Origin of the sequence: Blastopirellula marina (assembly GCF_002967765.1) — a bacterium.
Taxonomy (GTDB): domain Bacteria; phylum Planctomycetota; class Planctomycetia; order Pirellulales; family Pirellulaceae; genus Bremerella; species Bremerella marina_A.
In genome coordinates, this window is sequence record NZ_PUHY01000015.1 from 758,650 (window position 1) to 776,319 (window position 17,670).

14 protein-coding genes are annotated in these 17,670 nt (G+C 50.1%); 10 read left to right on the forward strand and 4 right to left on the reverse strand.

Annotated features, from left to right (window positions below):
- Nucleotides 1-18: 18 nt before the first annotated feature.
- The 8 genes from C5Y83_RS27515 (at nucleotide 19) to C5Y83_RS27550 (ending at nucleotide 12,580) form a co-directional block, all read left to right on the forward strand.
- Nucleotides 19-1,311 carry a glycosyltransferase family 4 protein gene (locus C5Y83_RS27515; protein WP_105332989.1) on the forward strand — a complete coding sequence of 431 codons (1,293 nt, stop codon included), beginning with the start codon at nucleotides 19-21 and terminating at the stop codon, nucleotides 1,309-1,311.
- Between the two features lie 57 nt (nucleotides 1,312-1,368).
- Nucleotides 1,369-3,318, forward strand: coding sequence for an alginate lyase family protein (locus C5Y83_RS27520; protein ID WP_146117948.1), 1,950 nt, complete (start codon nucleotides 1,369-1,371; stop codon nucleotides 3,316-3,318).
- Nucleotides 3,319-3,371: 53 nt separating this feature from the next.
- Nucleotides 3,372-4,487, forward strand: a complete 1,116-nt coding sequence (wecB, locus tag C5Y83_RS27525; RefSeq protein WP_105332991.1) for a non-hydrolyzing UDP-N-acetylglucosamine 2-epimerase — start codon at nucleotides 3,372-3,374, stop codon at nucleotides 4,485-4,487.
- 403 nt (nucleotides 4,488-4,890) lie between these two features.
- On the forward strand, nucleotides 4,891-5,709 hold the full coding sequence (locus tag C5Y83_RS27530; protein WP_105332992.1) for a hypothetical protein: 819 nt from the start codon (nucleotides 4,891-4,893) through the stop codon (nucleotides 5,707-5,709).
- A gap of 247 nt (nucleotides 5,710-5,956) precedes the next feature.
- Nucleotides 5,957-10,264, forward strand: coding sequence for a tetratricopeptide repeat protein (locus tag C5Y83_RS27535; protein ID WP_105332993.1), 4,308 nt, complete (start codon nucleotides 5,957-5,959; stop codon nucleotides 10,262-10,264).
- 364 nt (nucleotides 10,265-10,628) lie between these two features.
- Nucleotides 10,629-11,567 carry a polysaccharide biosynthesis/export family protein gene (locus tag C5Y83_RS27540; protein WP_158262553.1) on the forward strand — a complete coding sequence of 313 codons (939 nt, stop codon included), beginning with the start codon at nucleotides 10,629-10,631 and terminating at the stop codon, nucleotides 11,565-11,567.
- A gap of 180 nt (nucleotides 11,568-11,747) precedes the next feature.
- On the forward strand, nucleotides 11,748-12,071 hold the full coding sequence (locus tag C5Y83_RS27545) for a hypothetical protein (protein ID WP_105332995.1): 324 nt from the start codon (nucleotides 11,748-11,750) through the stop codon (nucleotides 12,069-12,071).
- A gap of 131 nt (nucleotides 12,072-12,202) precedes the next feature.
- Entirely contained in the window at nucleotides 12,203-12,580 is a 378-nt protein-coding gene (locus C5Y83_RS27550) for a hypothetical protein (RefSeq protein WP_105332996.1), read from the forward strand.
- Nucleotides 12,581-12,608: 28 nt separating this feature from the next.
- Here the strand turns inward: C5Y83_RS27550 and C5Y83_RS27555 are convergent, their stop codons facing one another.
- Nucleotides 12,609-13,592 (reverse strand): phosphodiester glycosidase family protein, encoded by a 984-nt coding sequence (locus C5Y83_RS27555; protein WP_158262554.1) that lies wholly within the window; start codon nucleotides 13,590-13,592, stop codon nucleotides 12,609-12,611.
- Nucleotides 13,593-13,906: 314 nt separating this feature from the next.
- Between C5Y83_RS27555 and C5Y83_RS27560 the strand changes: the two genes are divergently transcribed.
- Complete coding sequence (locus C5Y83_RS27560; RefSeq protein WP_105332998.1) at nucleotides 13,907-15,265, forward strand: nucleotide sugar dehydrogenase; 1,359 nt, start codon at nucleotides 13,907-13,909, stop codon at nucleotides 15,263-15,265.
- A gap of 40 nt (nucleotides 15,266-15,305) precedes the next feature.
- On the opposite strand, the gene C5Y83_RS27565 is transcribed toward C5Y83_RS27560, so the two are convergent.
- Together C5Y83_RS27565 and C5Y83_RS29225 are read right to left on the reverse strand one after the other, a co-directional pair.
- On the reverse strand, nucleotides 15,306-16,034 hold the full coding sequence (locus C5Y83_RS27565; protein WP_158262555.1) for a YdcF family protein: 729 nt from the start codon (nucleotides 16,032-16,034) through the stop codon (nucleotides 15,306-15,308).
- Nucleotides 16,031-16,465, reverse strand: a complete 435-nt coding sequence (locus C5Y83_RS29225; protein WP_146117949.1) for a hypothetical protein — start codon at nucleotides 16,463-16,465, stop codon at nucleotides 16,031-16,033. The genes C5Y83_RS27565 and C5Y83_RS29225 overlap by 4 nt, the downstream gene beginning before the upstream one ends.
- 51 nt (nucleotides 16,466-16,516) lie before the next feature.
- Here C5Y83_RS29225 and C5Y83_RS29230 point away from each other — a divergent pair, with 51 nt between their 5' ends.
- Nucleotides 16,517-16,696 carry a hypothetical protein gene (locus tag C5Y83_RS29230; protein WP_146117950.1) on the forward strand — a complete coding sequence of 60 codons (180 nt, stop codon included), beginning with the start codon at nucleotides 16,517-16,519 and terminating at the stop codon, nucleotides 16,694-16,696.
- Nucleotides 16,697-16,816: 120 nt separating this feature from the next.
- On the opposite strand, the gene C5Y83_RS27575 is transcribed toward C5Y83_RS29230, so the two are convergent.
- Nucleotides 16,817-17,596, reverse strand: a complete 780-nt coding sequence (locus C5Y83_RS27575) for a choice-of-anchor N protein (protein WP_105333001.1) — start codon at nucleotides 17,594-17,596, stop codon at nucleotides 16,817-16,819.
- Nucleotides 17,597-17,670: the final 74 nt, after the last annotated feature.

Below are 17,670 nucleotides of genomic sequence, written 5' to 3' on the forward strand. Positions count from 1 at the left end.
AGGTTTTACGTCAACATCATGCGGATTTTGTTCTTTTCCCATTACTTCCCCCCTGAAGTCAACGCTCCTGCGACACGCACGTTCGAGCATTGTGCGCAGTGGGTGTCCGCCGGACATGATGTTACGGTCATTACATGTGCTCCCAATTGCCCGGACGGCGTTGTCTACGAGGGGTATCGAAATAGATTTTGGTCGCAAACCGAAGAAGTGCAGGGGATTAAGGTTGTTCGTGTATGGTCCTATGTCGCACCCAATGCGGGTACCATTCGACGAATACTGAATTTTGTTTCCTACATGATCAGTGCAGTTCTGGCCTCGCTATGGCTCAAACGGCCTGACGTTATCATCGCAACCTCGCCGCAGTTCTTTTGCGGCTGGGCTGGTGTCATTGCATCGAAGTTGCGGTGGACCAAGTTTGTTCTTGAAATCCGTGATATTTGGCCCGAGTCCATTGAAGTCGTCGGGGCAATGCGTAGTAAATCACTACTTCGATTCCTTGAGTTTCTCGAGCGTCGGATGTACTTGGCAGCGGATCATATCGTGGCCGTAGGTGAGGGATATCGCCAAAAAATTATTGAGAAAGTCCCTGTTGCCGATCGGACATCTGTCGTGATGAACGGCGTTGATTTGAAAGCATATGTCCCCCAATCGCCAGATGCAGCTTTCAAGCACAAATGGAATTTGGATGATAAATTCGTTTGCTCCTATATTGGGACCATCGGAATGGCCCACGGGTTAGACGTCGTAATTAGGGCAGCCAAATTGTTAGCCGAAAAGGGACGGGATGATATTCGCTTTCTGTTAGTAGGTGATGGGGCTGTTCGTGAAAAACTACAACACGAGGCCAAGGAAGCAAACGTCGATTCGATCGTCATTTTCACTGGTCGAATGCCAAAATCCGAAATGCCGACCGTTTTGGCAAGTTCTGATGTTTGTCTTATTCATCTGCGTGGAGTTGAGTTGTTCGGGACAGTGATTCCGTCCAAGATTTTTGAGACGATGGCCATGTGTCGCCCCATGATTATGGGAGTTCGCGGTGAAGCGTGTGACATGGTTCTTGCTGCAGGCGCCGGTGTTGAAATGGAGCCCGACAACGAAGCGTCTTTACTCGCTGGAATCGAGCCGCTTGCCGATAATCGTGAAATGACAAGCGATTTGGGCATTTCTGGAAGAGATTACGTCAAGCAAAACTTCGACCGTAAAGTTTTGGCCACTCGTATGCTGAAAACGCTTCACGAAGTGTGCGGGATCGAGTGGTCTGCAAGCGAAGAAGTCACAACGCAGGCCGAGTTCGTGGTGGAGCGAACGTAAGGCCTGCGATTGCTGACAGGCGTCGTTTGTGGATAAAGATTGATTATCGATGATCGCATGAGTGAATTAGAGGCACAGCTAACAACAAGTGCGTTGGAAGAACAAGCCGCTCGGTTTGTGCAGGAACTTATCGATTCGAAGTTTCAAGGCGCGCGATCAAAACACGTTCAGCTGCTGGAAAGATGGTGGTGTATTTTACGCTATCACGAGAAGTCGCAATTGGCCCGCCGGCTCGGCAAAGTGCTTGCCAAGCGAATCCCAGCAATTGGAACGGAACGCGCGTTCGGAGAAGTAAGGCAAGAAGATCTGTCGGTAAGAGAGGGGATCGACTGGCAGTCATTCATTAAGCGGCAATTGAAACGCAATTCGTTGTACGACGATTCAGCAGTTCAGCGATTAGCAGATAGGCGATTTCGTTTCCTAAATCACGAACTCGATTTTGGTCCCCAAATCGACTGGAAACTGACTAGTCGCCAAGGAACCCCTCACTTATGGCGTTTTCATCTTCATTATCATGAATTCCTGCTGAAGTTCATTCGTGATGGTCATTTCAATCAAGACGGTTCACTTGAAGCGGCATGGTCAATTGTCGAAGATTGGATACAGAACTGTCCAATAGGAGACCCGGCAAGTCAATCGGATGCTTGGCATCCCTTCTGCATTTCACGCCGCCTTCCCGTGTGGTGTATGCTATGGCATTTTTGCCCGCCCAATGATGCATTGAAGTCGCAGATTCTACGAAGTATGTATCAACAAGCGAGCTTCCTCGCAAAGAATCTTGAAAAGGACTTGGGAGGAAATCATCTCCTCGAAAATGCACGCGGGCTGGCGTTCGCTGGCGCGTTCTTTGATGAACATGTTGGAAATTCGTTTTGGCAATCAGCAAGTCGTATCTTGGAGGATGAACTTCCGCGGCAGGTACTTCGGCATGGTGAGCATTTCGAGCTATCGCCGATGTACCATAGCTTGATGTTGTCGGCTGTGCTTGACGTTCGCGATCTCTCACGTTCATTTGATCCTCAGGCATTTTCTGTGTGTGACGACGCATCAACTGCGATGCTGAAGTTCTTGGAATCCATTGTGCATCCCGATGGGGAGATTCCTTTACTCAGTGATTCCGCATTTGGTGAATCCCCTTCACCATCTGAGTTGAAAGATCGAATCGCAGAAGGCGACAAAGACGTGCCGAATTCCGATAGAACGGAAGCCTCAGTTATCGGGCAGTATTGGCGCTGGCGAGATGAAAATGACTATATCCTATTCGATGCTGGTTTGGCGGCTCCGGATCATCTGCCTGCCCACGGCCATAGTGACTTACTCAACTTAGAGGCCTCGATTGGTGGTTATCGATTGATCGTGGACAGTGGTGTCTTTGACTACGAAGACAGCGATATGCGAAATTATTGTCGCTCGTCCAGGGCACACAGCGTCCTTCAGGTCGACAACGAAGAGCAATGCGACGCATGGTCCAAGTTCCGGATGGGACGCCGAGGGAAGACGTCACCACTGAAGTCTGGAGTGGAACATGAGTTCCATTGGGCAGCGGCAACCCATGATGCCTACCGGCATCTAGCCGTGCCTGAATTAGGGCGATTGGTGGCGTGTCGACACGGCGGCCCATGGATTGTACTCGATTGGGCGAAGACCTCCGGTGAGCACTCCTATGTGAATCGTCTTCACCTTGCGCCTGAAGTTAGACTCGGCGCTCAGGATAATAACGGTATTGATCTTCAACTGCCAAACATGACCTTGAAGCTTTCGCTATTGGGAAAAGGTGAACTTTCTACCTCGGCAACTTGGTATTGTCCGGAATTTGGAAAGCGAATTGCACGTCCTATGGTCGAAGCAAGATTTAATGGTTCTTCCACTTGTGTGACGGGATGGTGCATCCAGAAAGCGGATTGTTCGCAGCAGGTAATTCTTGAGTCTGATAGCGACGATTCCCCTATCGTTTTTATCTCGGAACAAGGGCGTCATACTTGTTGGCGACCCTTTGACCAATTGTAATAGTAGTTTCCGTAAATACGTGCCCCTTTAGTAGATCATTGAAGAGTAAGACATTGAAAAAGCTACGCCTTGCCTGTGTTGTTGGAGCACGTCCGAACTTCATGAAGATGGCGCCTTTGCTGCGCGCTTTCGAGGCCTATCCCCAAGTTGAAACCGTGCTCATTCATACAGGCCAGCACTACGATCGAAACCTGTCTGATGTCTTTTTTGAGGAACTCGGCATCAAGCACCCTGATGTTTCTTTGAATGTCGGTTCGGGAAGTCATGGCGTACAAACGGCTCAGATCATCGAGAAGATTGAACAAGTACTTCAGGACGCATCGGCGGAAGGAACCCCTTTTGATCGTCTGATCGTTGTGGGCGATGTCAATTCGACAATGGCGGCGACGCTTGCTTCGGTTAAGTTGGGCATTCCTGTAGCGCACGTGGAGGCGGGACTGCGTAGTTTTGATCGCACGATGCCAGAAGAGATAAACCGAATCGTTACCGACGCGCTCTCAGACATGTTGCTCGTATCAGAGCCATCAGGGATCGAGAACCTAAAACAGGAAGGAAAGCCTGAAGAGCAACTGTATTTGGTAGGTAATGTAATGATCGATACGTTGATGCATCTTTTGCCAAAAGCAAGGCAGAGCGATGTTCTCTCGCGGTACGAATTGCAACCAAGTCAGTATGGACTGGTGACCTTGCATCGCCCCGCTAATGTCGATGATCCCAAGATTTTGGAATCGTTGCTTGATGTGCTGATTGATATCTCAAAACGTTTGAAGTTGATATTTCCAATTCATCCTCGTACCGAGAAACGTCTCACGGACTTCGGATTGCTTGATAAAGTCAAATCGGCCGATGCGATTGTGCTAGCGCCTCCTCTGGGCTATCTCGATTTCCTGGCATTGTCATCGCAGGCCAAAGTGATTGTGACCGACTCTGGTGGACTTCAAGAAGAAAGCACCGTCTTAGGCGTTCCATGTTTAACGCTCCGGCCAAACACCGAACGTCCCTGCACGACAGAAGGGGGGACAAGCACACTGATTGGCAACGACGCTGCGCTGCTTAACCAGTGCTTGGAAGATGTGCTGGAGGGCCGTTACAAGAACGGGACGGCGCCCAAAGTATGGGATGGTAAAGCGGCGGAGCGGATTGCAAGCGTGATTGTGGAGCGGTGCTGAATTTGATCGTTCAAGTCATTCGGCCGGCATATCTCTGGAATAGTGGCGTTTGCACAGGCGTGGATTGACGAACATTCAACGGAATCTCGATCGAATTGATCGGTGTGCATTAACGCAAGATATATGACCCTTGGGGCAGAGTTAGCGGGGTGCCGTGCCGTTCCACCCAAAATAGCGGAATTGGCCTACAAAAAGTCGCTCCATATCCCCTAGATTATTACGGCAAATATCAGGAAAACTCGATGAATACCGCCCCAATTCTGTTGACGAGGGCTTTGTAACCCTTACAATCACCCTAAAATGCACCGGCCTGACCGCCCAAAAGTCGGGGCTCAGTGCGCAACTTAAGAAGTCATCACGACGTGTCTAAATTTACGGTGTCTATTTCTTTGGAGATTAGGGCATGAAAAAAACTATGGCGATTTATAGCGCCGTTGCATTTGTGGCAGCGGTGCTATCACCATTATCGGTCGAAGCCGGGTTCCTCCCGGGCTTTTCCGGTAATTCGGTGATGGGGATGCCAGGAGCATCGGGTGATGCTACTGTGAGTTTCTCCGTTTACGAAACTACGGATAGTGATTGGACGAACGACTTCGGCGTGCCGTTTCAATCTGCGATCACAGCACTAGGCGGTACATCGCTGGTGTCTGATGCATCGTATGTGTTTTTCTATCAGGTGGTGAACACGAATCCGAACCCGTCTGCTAACGATCCGCTCAGTAATTTCCGAGTGTCTTCCGCTTCCGAGTTCAACTCGTTCGGCACCGTGAATGGTTTTGTGTTTAACGACGCGGACGGCGCGGTTGGACCAACTACGAATCCTTCGCTTGGGTCTTCTGCAAGCCCTATCGATATGGTTCTTGATGGAGTCCCTTCCGAGTCTGGCGTTGTACCGAGTGGTAGTGGGTTCGCGGCTAACGGTTCGGCCGTCGGTGCACCTGGAATTACCGCATCGTATCTGTCCAGTGTTGACGAGTTGCGTTTTACACTTCCCAGCGTGGCCCCGAATGCCTATACGTCAATTTTGTTCGCGACGGTAAGCGGGAACTTCACGATTCCACCTGTTGTTTATGGCAAAGGCATGTCCCTGGACGGAGTCGCGACATATGGGGACATTCCAACTCCAACTCCAGTTCCTGCCGGTTTAGCCTTGTTGTTCACTGGTCTTCCTGGCGTATTAGGAATGTTCTTCTGGCGCCGTAAGCAAGCTGTAGCTGCTTAGTGGGTCTTGCCAGGTTTGAGTTAAATCGATTAGCGGCCTGCCTTATTTGGCAGGCCGCTTTTTTTATTTGTTTAGTGATTCATTAATGTGAGAGTATCATCGAGTCAGGCATGATTCGATGAAGTAAGACGAATCATCTATTCAGATGTGCGTCATCGAGAATTCACAGTTACGTTGTCACACAGTGTGCATGTGACTGAGTTAAGATCTTTCACCTAAACGTCCTTTGGTAGTGCGGCCTTGGATTATGAGAACGCTCAATATTCGTCTCCTGCTGATGCTTCTTGCTGGGGTTGTCGTATTCGGAGGCATCTTTCACGGGATTCATCTTTATCAAAGCTCTAAGCTGGGCGATGCCTTCTTGCGAGCTGCCGAGCGTGCGAAAGCAGAAGAAGACTATTCCGGCGCGATTCAGAACATTCAGAAGTACATCGTTCTCAAGCCCAACGACCCCGAAGCGCTTGCCGAGTTAGGGCTGTTGTTGTCAACCTATGGCAATGCGAAGCAAGCGTTTTTCACGTTAGAACGCGCACTACGCAGGGATGAAACGCGAACGGATGTCCGACGTGAGCTCGTTTCGGTGGCCGTCAAGGTAGGTCGTTATTCCGATGCGCAGACACATCTCAGCGATTATCTGCTGAAGGAGTCTCCCAAGGATGGAGAACTACTGCTTCTACTCGCACGTTGCCAGTTTGCCTCAGGAGAATATTCGAAGGCAGCGAATTCACTTGACTCAGCTATCGAAAACGCTCCCTCACTGCTTGAAGCTTATCATTTGCAGGTCCAGATTCTACGCGGTCCACTAGAGAGAAGATCTGCGGCACTCGACGTTTTAGATCAAATGGTGGAGGCGAATCCCGCTTCAATTGAGGCCTACGTCACACGTGGCGAATATCTATTGCAACACAAGAACGAACCAGAGGTATTAGCTGCCTACTCCGATGTCGGAAACGAGGAAGATGGGACGCTCGGCTATGAACCAGCCGTTATCTCGCAAGCAGCAAGCGATTCTCAAAAAGCATTAGAACTGGATTCCGAGAGCCTCGGGGCGAATCTATTGGCCGCCCGGTGTGCCCAGGCAGAAAAGAGATTCGAAGAGGCAAATGGCTATCTGACTAAGGCGATGCAGCTCTTCCCGAATTTTCCCATCACCTACACGATTCTCGCAGAATTAGAGATTCAGCAGGATGACACCGAGGGCGCGATTGAGTGGCTCAATAAGGGGATCAACGTTGTCGATGAAAAGTCGGATTTGCTCTGGAACTTGGCGAATATCCTTATTGATCAAGGAAAGATCGATCAGGCAAATGATGCCATCAATCAGCTTGCGAATACGGAACATCCCAAGTCTACGGTTAACTTTTTAAGGGCGCGCCTTGCCGTATCTAAGGGAGAGTGGCTGGCTGCGGTACGCCAATTGGAACCATTGCGTCCGGCGCTGACACAGTGGCCGGACTTGGCAAAGCAAGTCGAATTTCAATTGGGAACTTGTTATCGACAATTAGGTAAGACGGATCTCCAGCTAACCGCCTTTCGCCGTGCCGCGACCATCGATCCATTCTGGCTGCCCGCCCGTCTTGGTGTTGCTCAAGGTCTCTTAGCGTTAGGGCGTATCGACGAAGCATATCAAGAATTCGAGTATGCGGTCCGTTTGCCAGGTGCAACTACGCTGGTGTTGTTAGACTTGGCACGCTTGAATATTCTTCGCAACCTGCAACGCAATCCAGATCAGCGGAACTGGGAAGCAAGTGAGCAAATTCTCTCCAGTATCGAAAAAGGCACACCGAACTCAATCGCCGTGCCAATCCTTCGTGCCGAGATGCTCGTCGCGAAAGGGGAGACTCAGAATGCTGAGCAGGTCCTCATGGAAGCCAAGAATACGCATCCAGATGAAGCGGACCTTTGGATGACATTGGTTGCCCTGGCATTACGCCGAAATGAGCTTAGTAAGGCGGAATCCATTCTCGACGATGCAAAGCAGCAGCTGGGTGATGGTCCGGCCCTTCGACTGGCGGAAGGACGTCTTGCCGCGTTATCAAATAAAGAAACTGCTGGGGATAAGCTGAGGACGCTCGCCGATAATGTCAATGATTTTGATCCATCAGAAGTTTTGCTTTTGACCCGAGGGCTTGCCAATCTTGCACTAGCAATCAGTGATTTCGAATTGGCGGAAGAGTTATGCGTTGAACTGTCGAAATTGGATCCGAACAACTTGTCTATTCAGCTCTTACTTTTTGACTTAGCGCTTTTGGGAGATCGTAAATCGATCTTAGAAGAAGCACTTGGGTCGATTAAACGCATCGAAGGTGATGGACCTTTGTGGCGTTATGGAGAGGCCGTTCGACTTACCGTAGAGGGCCGAGGCGAGGATGGAGATGCGAGCGCGTTGGCTACTGCCGAAATACATCTCGCCGAGGCTAGAATTTCGCGGCCATCTTGGTCTCGAATTCCGCTGTTGATGGCGGAGATCGATGACATGCAAGACGATACGGATAACGCCGTGCGGCATTATCTTGAGGCGATCGAGCTTGGAGAGCGTAATCCCAAGGCAATCAGTCGACTCGTTAGTTTGCTATATAAGCAAAAACGTTACGTCGAAGCAGATCAGGTCATCCGAAGACTACAAGAACAGAAGAGCCCATTCTCTGGCGACATGGTCAGAATGGCTGCGGATATTTCGCTGAGGCTTGATGATTTTGATCGAGCAATCGAGATTGCTCAGGAAGCTGCTGAGAACTCTAGCGAATTCCGAGATCATTTGTGGCTCGCACAAGTGTTGGGCGTATTAGGTCGCGACGAGGAGTCTGAGGCGAAGTTTCGTTATGCGATTGAATTGGCGCCTGATACGCCCGACGTATGGATTGGTTACGTGGGATTTCTTGCCAGAAGTGGCCAAGAGGCAAAGGCTCAGCAGGTGATTGCAGAAGCGGAAAAGAGACTTCCACCCGATCAAGTTGCTTTAACTCTTGCATCCTGTTTTGAATCTCTAAAACAGCTTGAATCGGCAGAGCAGCAATATAAGGAAGCGATTGGGGAAGCCCCCAGCGATATTCAAGTCTTGCGGAGAATTGCAGGTTTTTATCTAAGCCAAGGCAACGCCGCCGCAGCACTTCCATACCTCGAAAAGATCATCGCTCAAAGTGATCAAGCAAATGATGAAGATCTGGTTTGGAGTCGTCGTAATTTGGCGATCTTAGTTGGAACGAAGGGCGATCGTTTAGGTTTCGAGCGTGCCATGTCGCTGCTTGATACGAACTTGGACTACGATCCGAAGTCACTTGCTGACATGCGTGCGAAAGCGATCATCCTTGCCAATCGTGGTGAAAGCAAGGAACGTACTCTTGCCATTCAATTACTGGAGCAAGTTGTCAGGCAGCAGTCAGAACCATCCGAAAGCGATATTTTCCTTTTAGCGAATCTTCACATCTCCGAATCGGAGTATCTAGCGAAGATCAAGCATCAGCCCGCCGATGCCGCGTTGGAATGGAGAAAGGCGAGGCGACATATGCAAGGTTTGCTCGCAGCGAACCCAAATGAAGCTCGCTACGTTCAGACCTATGTGGATGCATTGTTGAGGCAAGGCGAGAATCATGAAGCTGGATTATGGTTTGATCAACTCAAGTCCATTAGTTCAAGCGAAATCACTCTCCTGGGACTTCAAGTTCGTGTTCTTATCGCCAATAAACGATTTGAAGATGTCGTTCAGGTTCTCGAAGATAAAACGCAGCACCTGTCTAAGGACGGTTCTCAAGATGTCGTCGCGACCATATCTTTGGGGCAATTGTTAGAGGTCGCTGGAACAAGGCTCGAAAAGCTAGAGAAAAGTGAGGAGGCCACGAAACTTTTCAACCAGTCCGAAAAACTGTACGCCAGTGTTATTGACTCCGAGAAGAGTGACCCTCTCGTTCTCGCTGGTTTCCTGGCTCGCCGTCAAAGATTCGACGAAGCGATTCAGGCGGCAACGAAAGAGTTAAGTCAAGCGACGCCAGAACAAATCGCTAACTTTGCGGTGAACATTTCGCAGCAAGGTAAGGACTTTAATAATCTAGAGCAGTTCCTCAACCAAGGACTGTCCGAGCATAAGAATGCGGCACCAATCTTGTCCGTTCTCGCGGATGTTCATATCGGGCAGGGTCGGTATTCGGAGGCAGAAAAGGACTATCGCAAAATGCTTGCCGATAATCCCAACAATGTCGTTGTCTTGAATAATTTGGCATTTCTCTTGGCTCTTCGAGAGCAGAATCCAGTGGATGCTAAGCAATTCATTGAGAAGGCAATAGACTTAGCCGGACCTCGTGCTGCTTTGCTTGATACTCGCGGAGTTGTTCTTTCTGCTATCGGCGAACATCTGAATGCGGTCGCAGATTTGCAGAAGGCCGTGGCGGAAAACCCATCGGCTAATCGACTTTTCCATCTTGCCGTTGCGCTGCAGCGTGCTGGAAACAAAAAAGCAGCCGCGGATGTTTTGTTGAAAGCGAAAGAACGAGGCCTGACTCCCGAGGACTTCTCTCCTCTTGAGCAAGATCTGCTGAGAAAGCTCGAGTCAACCCTTTGATGTTGTGTTTCATCACCAACTAGTTCGATCGCGCATTAGCGTAAGGCAAACGCCTTGTTGCATGCGGTGCTGGCAGTGCAGGCAGTGCAGGCAGTGCAGGTGCGTAATTTCAGGTCATAATGCGTGGTAACAGCGAGGATCCTCTGCTCTGACCGATGGGGGGATGCCGATACGAGTAAAGCCGTTTCTCCCCCACCGTTGGTAACAATCTCTAGAGGCATGGATGTCCTTGATGAGACTCGCGATTCCCATAATCCTGATCATAGCCAGCATCGTTGGATGTGCCACGACTCCTCAAACGAGTTTAGGGCCAGGTCCAGGCGAAGGTATGGTACTCTCCGAGGCAACCTATGCGAATGGGCCAATGCCTCGTGAACTAGACAAGGTATCGCTTCCGACCTATACGGTAGCCCCGCCTGATATTCTCGTTATCAACGCGATCAACTTGGTGCCTAAAGCCCCCTATCAACTCATGATGGGCGATGTGGTCGCCGTTTCCGTATCAGGAACGCTGCCCGATGCACCGATCGAAAACGCCTTTCCAATTGGAATCGGTGGAACTATCGACTTAGGCATGCCATACGGCAAGGTCCGTGTCGTCAACAAGACTGTCGAAGAGGTCGAAGCAATTGTTACTGAGCATTTGCGAATGTCACTCCAAAATCCTCAGGTAACGGTTTCGCTTCTTCAAACGGGAGCGATGCAGCAAATTACTGGTGAGCATCTGGTTGGACCGGATGGCACAGTGAACTTAGGCGTCTATGGTACGGTTCGAGTTGTCGGATGTACTGTCGGAGAGGCTCGGTATATGATCGAGAACCATCTCTCAGCATTCCTGGAACAACCGCAAGTTGCTGTCGATGTCTTCGCGTACAACAGTAAGGTCTACTACATCGTTACTGAAGGAGCAGGACTCGGAGACGGCGTCTATCGTTTTCCAGTCACTGGTAACGAAACCGTGCTCGACGCTGTGTCCAACATTAATGGACTAAACCAAGTCGCGTCGAAACGTATCTGGATCGCCCGCCCGGCACCTCTTGGTGGAGAAGTTCAGATATTACCAGTCGATTGGACTGGAATAACGGCCCAGGCCGCTACCACCACAAATTACCAATTAATGCCTGGTGATCGACTGTTTATTGCCGAAGACAAAATTGTCGCCTGGGACAATCACATGGCCAAACTGTTCGCTCCTCTGGAACGAATTATGGGCTTCACTCTCCTGGGAACGAATACTGCTACTCGGCTTAGTGGCAGGGTGTTGCAAGGCGGTGGTAATCCTCGCTCAAGCTCTGGTTTCTAGTTGGACGGATTGTTAGACGAAGAGCCTGAAGGTTAGGTCAACATGCAGAGTATTTGGTTAAAAATCAAACCGCCGGCACGAATGTCTAGGGCCTTGGTCGTTGCTGGACTTGCAAGCATCTTGCTTCTCGGAGGGTGTCGTCATTTTCCTCAGCCGTGGAGGAGCACCCACGCGACTTGGATGAACGCAACTGCCCTTGATGTGATTCCACCAAAGTCTGCCGCATGTCCGCGTGTCACGCAGCCCTACTGTGTTGATTCCATGTATTACGGACACTACGGCGATTGCTGGCGTAGGTGGCCGGAAGGTTGGCAACAATGTCGGCCTAACGAATGCTACTATCCGGCGATTCAAGCTGGCGAGATCGAGCATATTGTCGAAGTCGAAGAACCTGAAGTCGTTGATACACCGAAGGTAGCTGACGAACCAAAGTCAACAATGATGCCACCGGTAGGCGAAATTGTCGTGCCACGACTCGAGTCCGTCTCCCCAAGTGACATGTAGGACTCATTGATTCGAGGCAGGCTGGGCGAGGCGGGGCAATAATTTCCTTGATTGCCGCAGATTAGTCGCCAAAATAATTTAGTAGGTCGTCAAGCGAAACTGATCACGTCAGAAGAGGCTTTGTGATTGTCATGAAACGAAATCTAATCGTCCACCTTTTGGCGTGTCTCTTGGTATGTTCGTCCATGGCAGGGATCGTGTCTGCCCAGTTTCCCTATAAAAGCCAGGGTAGCGTTTACACGCCTTCTAAGTCTCCGTTGCCTATTTACTTGCAGTATTTCCGAACGGACGTGGGTGTCACCGATCCGTACAACAACTTTGTACGACCACGTGAAGAACTGCGGAGAACGTTACAAGCTCAGCAAACACGAATTAACTATTTGCAAGCTGAGCAACAAACCATGTTGCAGAATCAGCGTCAGGGTGGTGTCACTTCGATTGCCCCGACTGGCTCAGCTTCGCAGTACTTCAATTATTTGCATTACTATCCTGGCTTGAGCAACCGATAGAAGAGCGGCTCAATTGATCAATTACCGGTCAATCATTCGTGTCGAGTGGCTTCGCTCTTACCCCCAAATGAGTTGCCACTGGGATCCAATCTCCTGTAATGTTTCCCGAGCGAATGTTTCTCGCTTCAGGCCCAATGGTCATGGCACAGGATGAACCTCCGTCGAGGGTCACTGCGTCCGTGGCGCCGAGGTCATGCAAGTAACTTGCCACCTTATTTATCGAAGCATTTTCGAATACCGCTAGCCACAACTGTTTCTCGTCTGGATCAAATCCAATTGCGGTTCGCTTATCTGGCTCGATTGAAAGTCCAGTTTGAATTTCTCCTTGGAGAATAAGAATCCGCTGGGAGCCAACGCCCCATTTGACTGATGAAAGGAATTCTTCAGTCGGTCGTTTTTCGCTTTCTAGATGAGGAACAAGATCATCGTCAAACCAGGCAAGGAAGTTGTTTCGGAGCGACTCATTGACTTCATGGTCGGATACGACGATTTCGTTTGACTTAGCGTGATCCCCTGACAAACGAATCGGCCAGGGTTTGCCGGACCAGGTGAAAGATCTTGAGTCCGAAGAGAACTGGGTGCCATTGATAACGATCGCAAGGTCATTTTCGGATAGGGCCGCGTTTGCCGTTTTCAATTTGTACTGCCGATCAGCATTACCAGTTAGCCTTGGATCAGTCGGAGTTGTGTAAAGTTCAATTCCTGGCGCGGTCAGGTCAACGCGAACTATATAGACTAAACCGCTTCCCTCATCTGTTTCTGGTAGCCGCTCACAAGTATAGGTAACGCCCTCGAAAATCGCGGTCTCGGGCGTTTCGGTGCGTTGAATGACCCAAAAGTAAATGATCAATGCTAAGACGACTAAGCCTGCTAAACCAATCGATCGGCGAATGACTTTCCAGAAGCGGCTTGTCAGCGAGCTTTTCTGATTCGCATGTAGCCGAGAAAGTTGTGAAATTGGATCAGGCGATGCCCTGTTGTGGTCATCGTTGTCGGTGGGTGTTTTGTTCAATGGATATTCTTTCGCAACGTTAAGGGTTAGCTTGCTGTTGCATTTGCTCTGGCGAGCAGAGAGTTTACGCTTTGGGGGGTAAATGTCGGGCGGGAAAGAGGTTATGGCCGTTGGGGAATCGGTTCACAACCAGGGGTTCTCGGAAAAAGCGATTCGTATTCATTCTAGTTCCGTTGATTGCTTTTGCGCAATTTCGAGTATACTAGGCAAATCCCCTCGATTCTGGTTGCGTACATCCCCCCGTAACGGCTCTTCGGAAATCGAATGGTACGCACGCCGCAAGGTCATCTACGTCTAGTTTACTGAGAGTTTCCATGGCACAGATTTTCTCCAGCGAAATTGCCCAATTCGAGCAATTTGAAGCACTAGCTGACTCCATAAAAAAACAAACGGCGACCGTTGGGATTATCGGACTCGGATACGTCGGATTGCCATTGATCCAATCGTTCGTGCGGGCTGGCTTTCGGACCATGGGTTTTGATGTTGATCCCGAGAAAGTGACTCGCTTAAAAGCTGGTCAAAGCTATATCAAGCATATTGATTCGGCTTGGATCGCCGAATGTATTGCAGAGAACCGATTTGAACCCACGGCAGATATGCAACGCCTATCCGAGGCGGATGCCTTGCTCATCTGTGTGCCAACTCCGTTATCGGAAAGTAGAGATCCCGATCTAACCTATGTGGAAAACACGGCGCGGATGATTTCGAAGGTTCTTCGACCGGGCCAACTCGTCGTGCTTGAAAGTACGACCTATCCCAGTACGACGCGTGATGTCGTACTGCCAATCTTAGCGGAATCAGGTCTTGAGGTTGAGAAGGACTTCTTCTTGGCATACAGTCCTGAGCGAGAAGATCCAGGTAACCCCGATTTCAGTGCGAGCCGCATTCCAAAGGTGGTCGGTGGCTACGACGAGTTGAGTATGCGACTCGCATGCGATCTTTATGGTCATGCGGTGGTTCAAACGGTTCCGGTTAGTAGCCTGGAAGTGGCGGAAGCGTGCAAGATCCTAGAGAACATCTATCGATCCGTGAATATCGCTTTGGTCAACGAGTTGAAAATACTCTTGAGCAAGCTGGATATCGATATTTGGGAAGTCATTGATGCCGCGAAGACAAAGCCGTTTGGCTTTCAGGCGTTCTATCCAGGACCAGGGCTCGGTGGACACTGCATCCCGATCGATCCATTCTATTTGAGCTGGCTGGCACGAAAGAATGAGTTGGCAACGCGTTTTATTGAGTTGGCTGGCGAGGTTAATGCTTCCATGCCTAGCTACGTCATCCAGCAGGTCATCGAGGTGCTGAACGACCACGGTAAGCCAGTTCGAGGAAGTCGAATTGGGTTGTTAGGAGTGGCTTACAAGAAAGACGTTGACGATCCGCGTGAGAGCCCGTCATTCAATCTGATGGAGCAACTGCTCGAACGAGGTGCACGCCTCAGCTATAACGATCCGCACATTCCGGTTCTGCCAGAAATGCGACATCACGATGTTCCAAGGATGGCGAGCGAACCATTAACCGCTCAATGGCTTTCAAGCCAAGATTTGGTCCTGATCGCAACAGATCACTCGGCCTACGATTACGACTTCATCGTGCGTCATAGTCAGTTGGTGATCGATACGCGTAATGCGACCAAAAACGTACTTGAGCATCGAGAGCGGATTCGTAAAGCCTAGTAGCGACGAATTGACGCAAGAAATAGCCGATTGTATTGGTTCAATCGGCTGAGATGACGGGGGAATTTTTCCATCGAAAGATTCGCCATGTTGCGAGGACGACCGTCACGGTAATGAGAGAAAGCCAAGTCAAATAATCTCCATACCGCAACAAATAGAATGCGTATTTCATGTATTCGGTTGTTACCAACAGAATGCCAGTCTTGGTCGTCCACCAGTTATCTTTGTTCCAACCGTCTGTTGGGGCGGATATGAATCGCAATCTTGCTTTTGCGCTCGGCAGAACTTGCCGGAATACCCAACTCGAACGGCGAGTATGAAAGTGATCTGTGACAACCAACACGGTGCTAGTTGGGTGTGATTTGAGAAATGTTGCTAAGGTTTGCGCATCGGACCAAGTTGAATTGGTGGCCACTTCTAGAATCTTGATCTTGTTATCGGCTATTCCTCGAGCCAGCAACGAACCACGTATTTTCTCTTCAGTGGGCAGCTCGAAGCCTTCTTCAACTACTACCGTTTGTTGATTGCTTGGAATAAGAGCGGTGTCGGCAAACTTCTTTCTGATGAGGGCAGCTGCCACAAAAGGTCTTGTTTGCTCGTTGCCGGGCAGGATGAAGACATAGTCGGCTTTGATGGGTGGTTGACTGACATCGAGCCAGTCCGCCAAGCCTATCAGGATAATCGTTCGGGATAAGTAGAGTCCGCAGAGCAGGAGGATGCCGATAGTTATCCATTTAAGTGGGGGCTGAGAGAAAACGCCGAGACTCATCTTCCCTCCAATTCTTGTTCGTATTGATCGGGAGTCCATTCCAATTCGGCAGGAGTGTCTTCGCCGAAAAGTGTGGCGTAGATAAGGTCAAAATATGCTCGCCAAAAAGACTTTAAGCCACGACGGCTTTTCCACCAGTTTGTGGTAGTGTACTGCTCATCAGAAACAGACAGTAACTGCAGGGATGAGCCGGTTTCATTTCTCGTCGACTCCAATACCTGCTGAGTTAGCCCACTGCTGAATTCATCGCAGAGAATTCCAACACGCTGTTCCGGATGGTCTCGCATCCATTGGTGCAGTTCTCTGGCCCATTCCCATTCGGAGCGATTCGCGAAATTGAGTATTTCAATTTGTTCGGAAGGAATACCAACCGCATTCAGGGCGTTGCGATCTCGAATAGAACTTGGAACGGTGACTTTCCATCGATTCAACCGATCCAGCGGGCCTTGGAGCACCAGGACTTTGAGACCTGGGGAATTTTCGTGAATCGATCCCGCGACGTGATAACGTTCATCACCGCTGAGAATTACCAAGCAATCGATTTGCTCGGGACGCTGCTCCGACGCAACGAGCCAGCCAGCGGCCCATTCAAGAATTACTGGATGGGCCAGGTAAATAACGATGATGGTGAGGCCGACGCAAATAAGTCGTCTGCGCCATAGTTTGCCCATGGTTCACGTTCGGCAGGAAGCAAAGTCAGAATAGATTCGTGGATTACCATTGTAAGCCACGAATGGCGAATTCCGTACCGGCTTCTTCCTAGGCGGGGGCTGCTTGGTCACCTATGCCGCGTTTGGCTTTGAAAACCAGCGACGGAAGCGTGCCATACCGCCGAGCCCGAAGACGGCAGTCAGTAACATCATCGCTGCCGAGGGGACCGGAGCGATCTGAGCCGTTGCGTCTGCATCATGCGAGAATGGAGCGAATACGCCACGCACGCCGTTTTGCGCTTCAACGTGATCGTAAAGGTCGAAGTGAACCGTCGTGGGGTGAATCGACGAACCGGTTACGGTTACATCGTAAACGTTGATCTGCCCCAGCCTCTTGCCTGGTCCAGCGAAGCCATTGGTGAAATCGCCGATCAGAGTCTCCTCTTGATCAAAATCCCCCAAACCGAACTCCTGCCAGAAGACGCCATCACCGTAAACTCCGTGCGATGAGAGGTAACCTCCACCGCCAAGTTGGGGTGTGTCGCCAGACGTGTTCCGTTGAATGAAAAACGGATCCAAAGTTGTCGCTGAACCTTCGGTGAAACCGTTGTAAGAACCGGTTCCCCCCATGGTTGAAGGGGTCAAGGAAATGTTCAGAGGGCCATTCGCCTCCGCTTCGGAGGAATACGAAATCGCCAATTTGACGTCGTAAATCGTCGCTTTAGAGGTATTGCCAATTGCCCAGATGCGAAATGGGGCACCGCCCGTAGAACCATAGGGGGTCAGTGTCCAGGATTCAGTGGCTTGATCGTAGGTGCCACCTTCCAGGTAAAGTTGCAGCAATGGCTCTGCACTAGAAATCTGAGGAAAGGCAAAGACCGCGATTAGCGTGAGCAGTGCGATGTTTCGCATGACTTAAAGTCCTACGGGAATAACTGATTGCAAACGTAGTAAGGAATAATCGGGTCCGCCTGAATAAACTACCC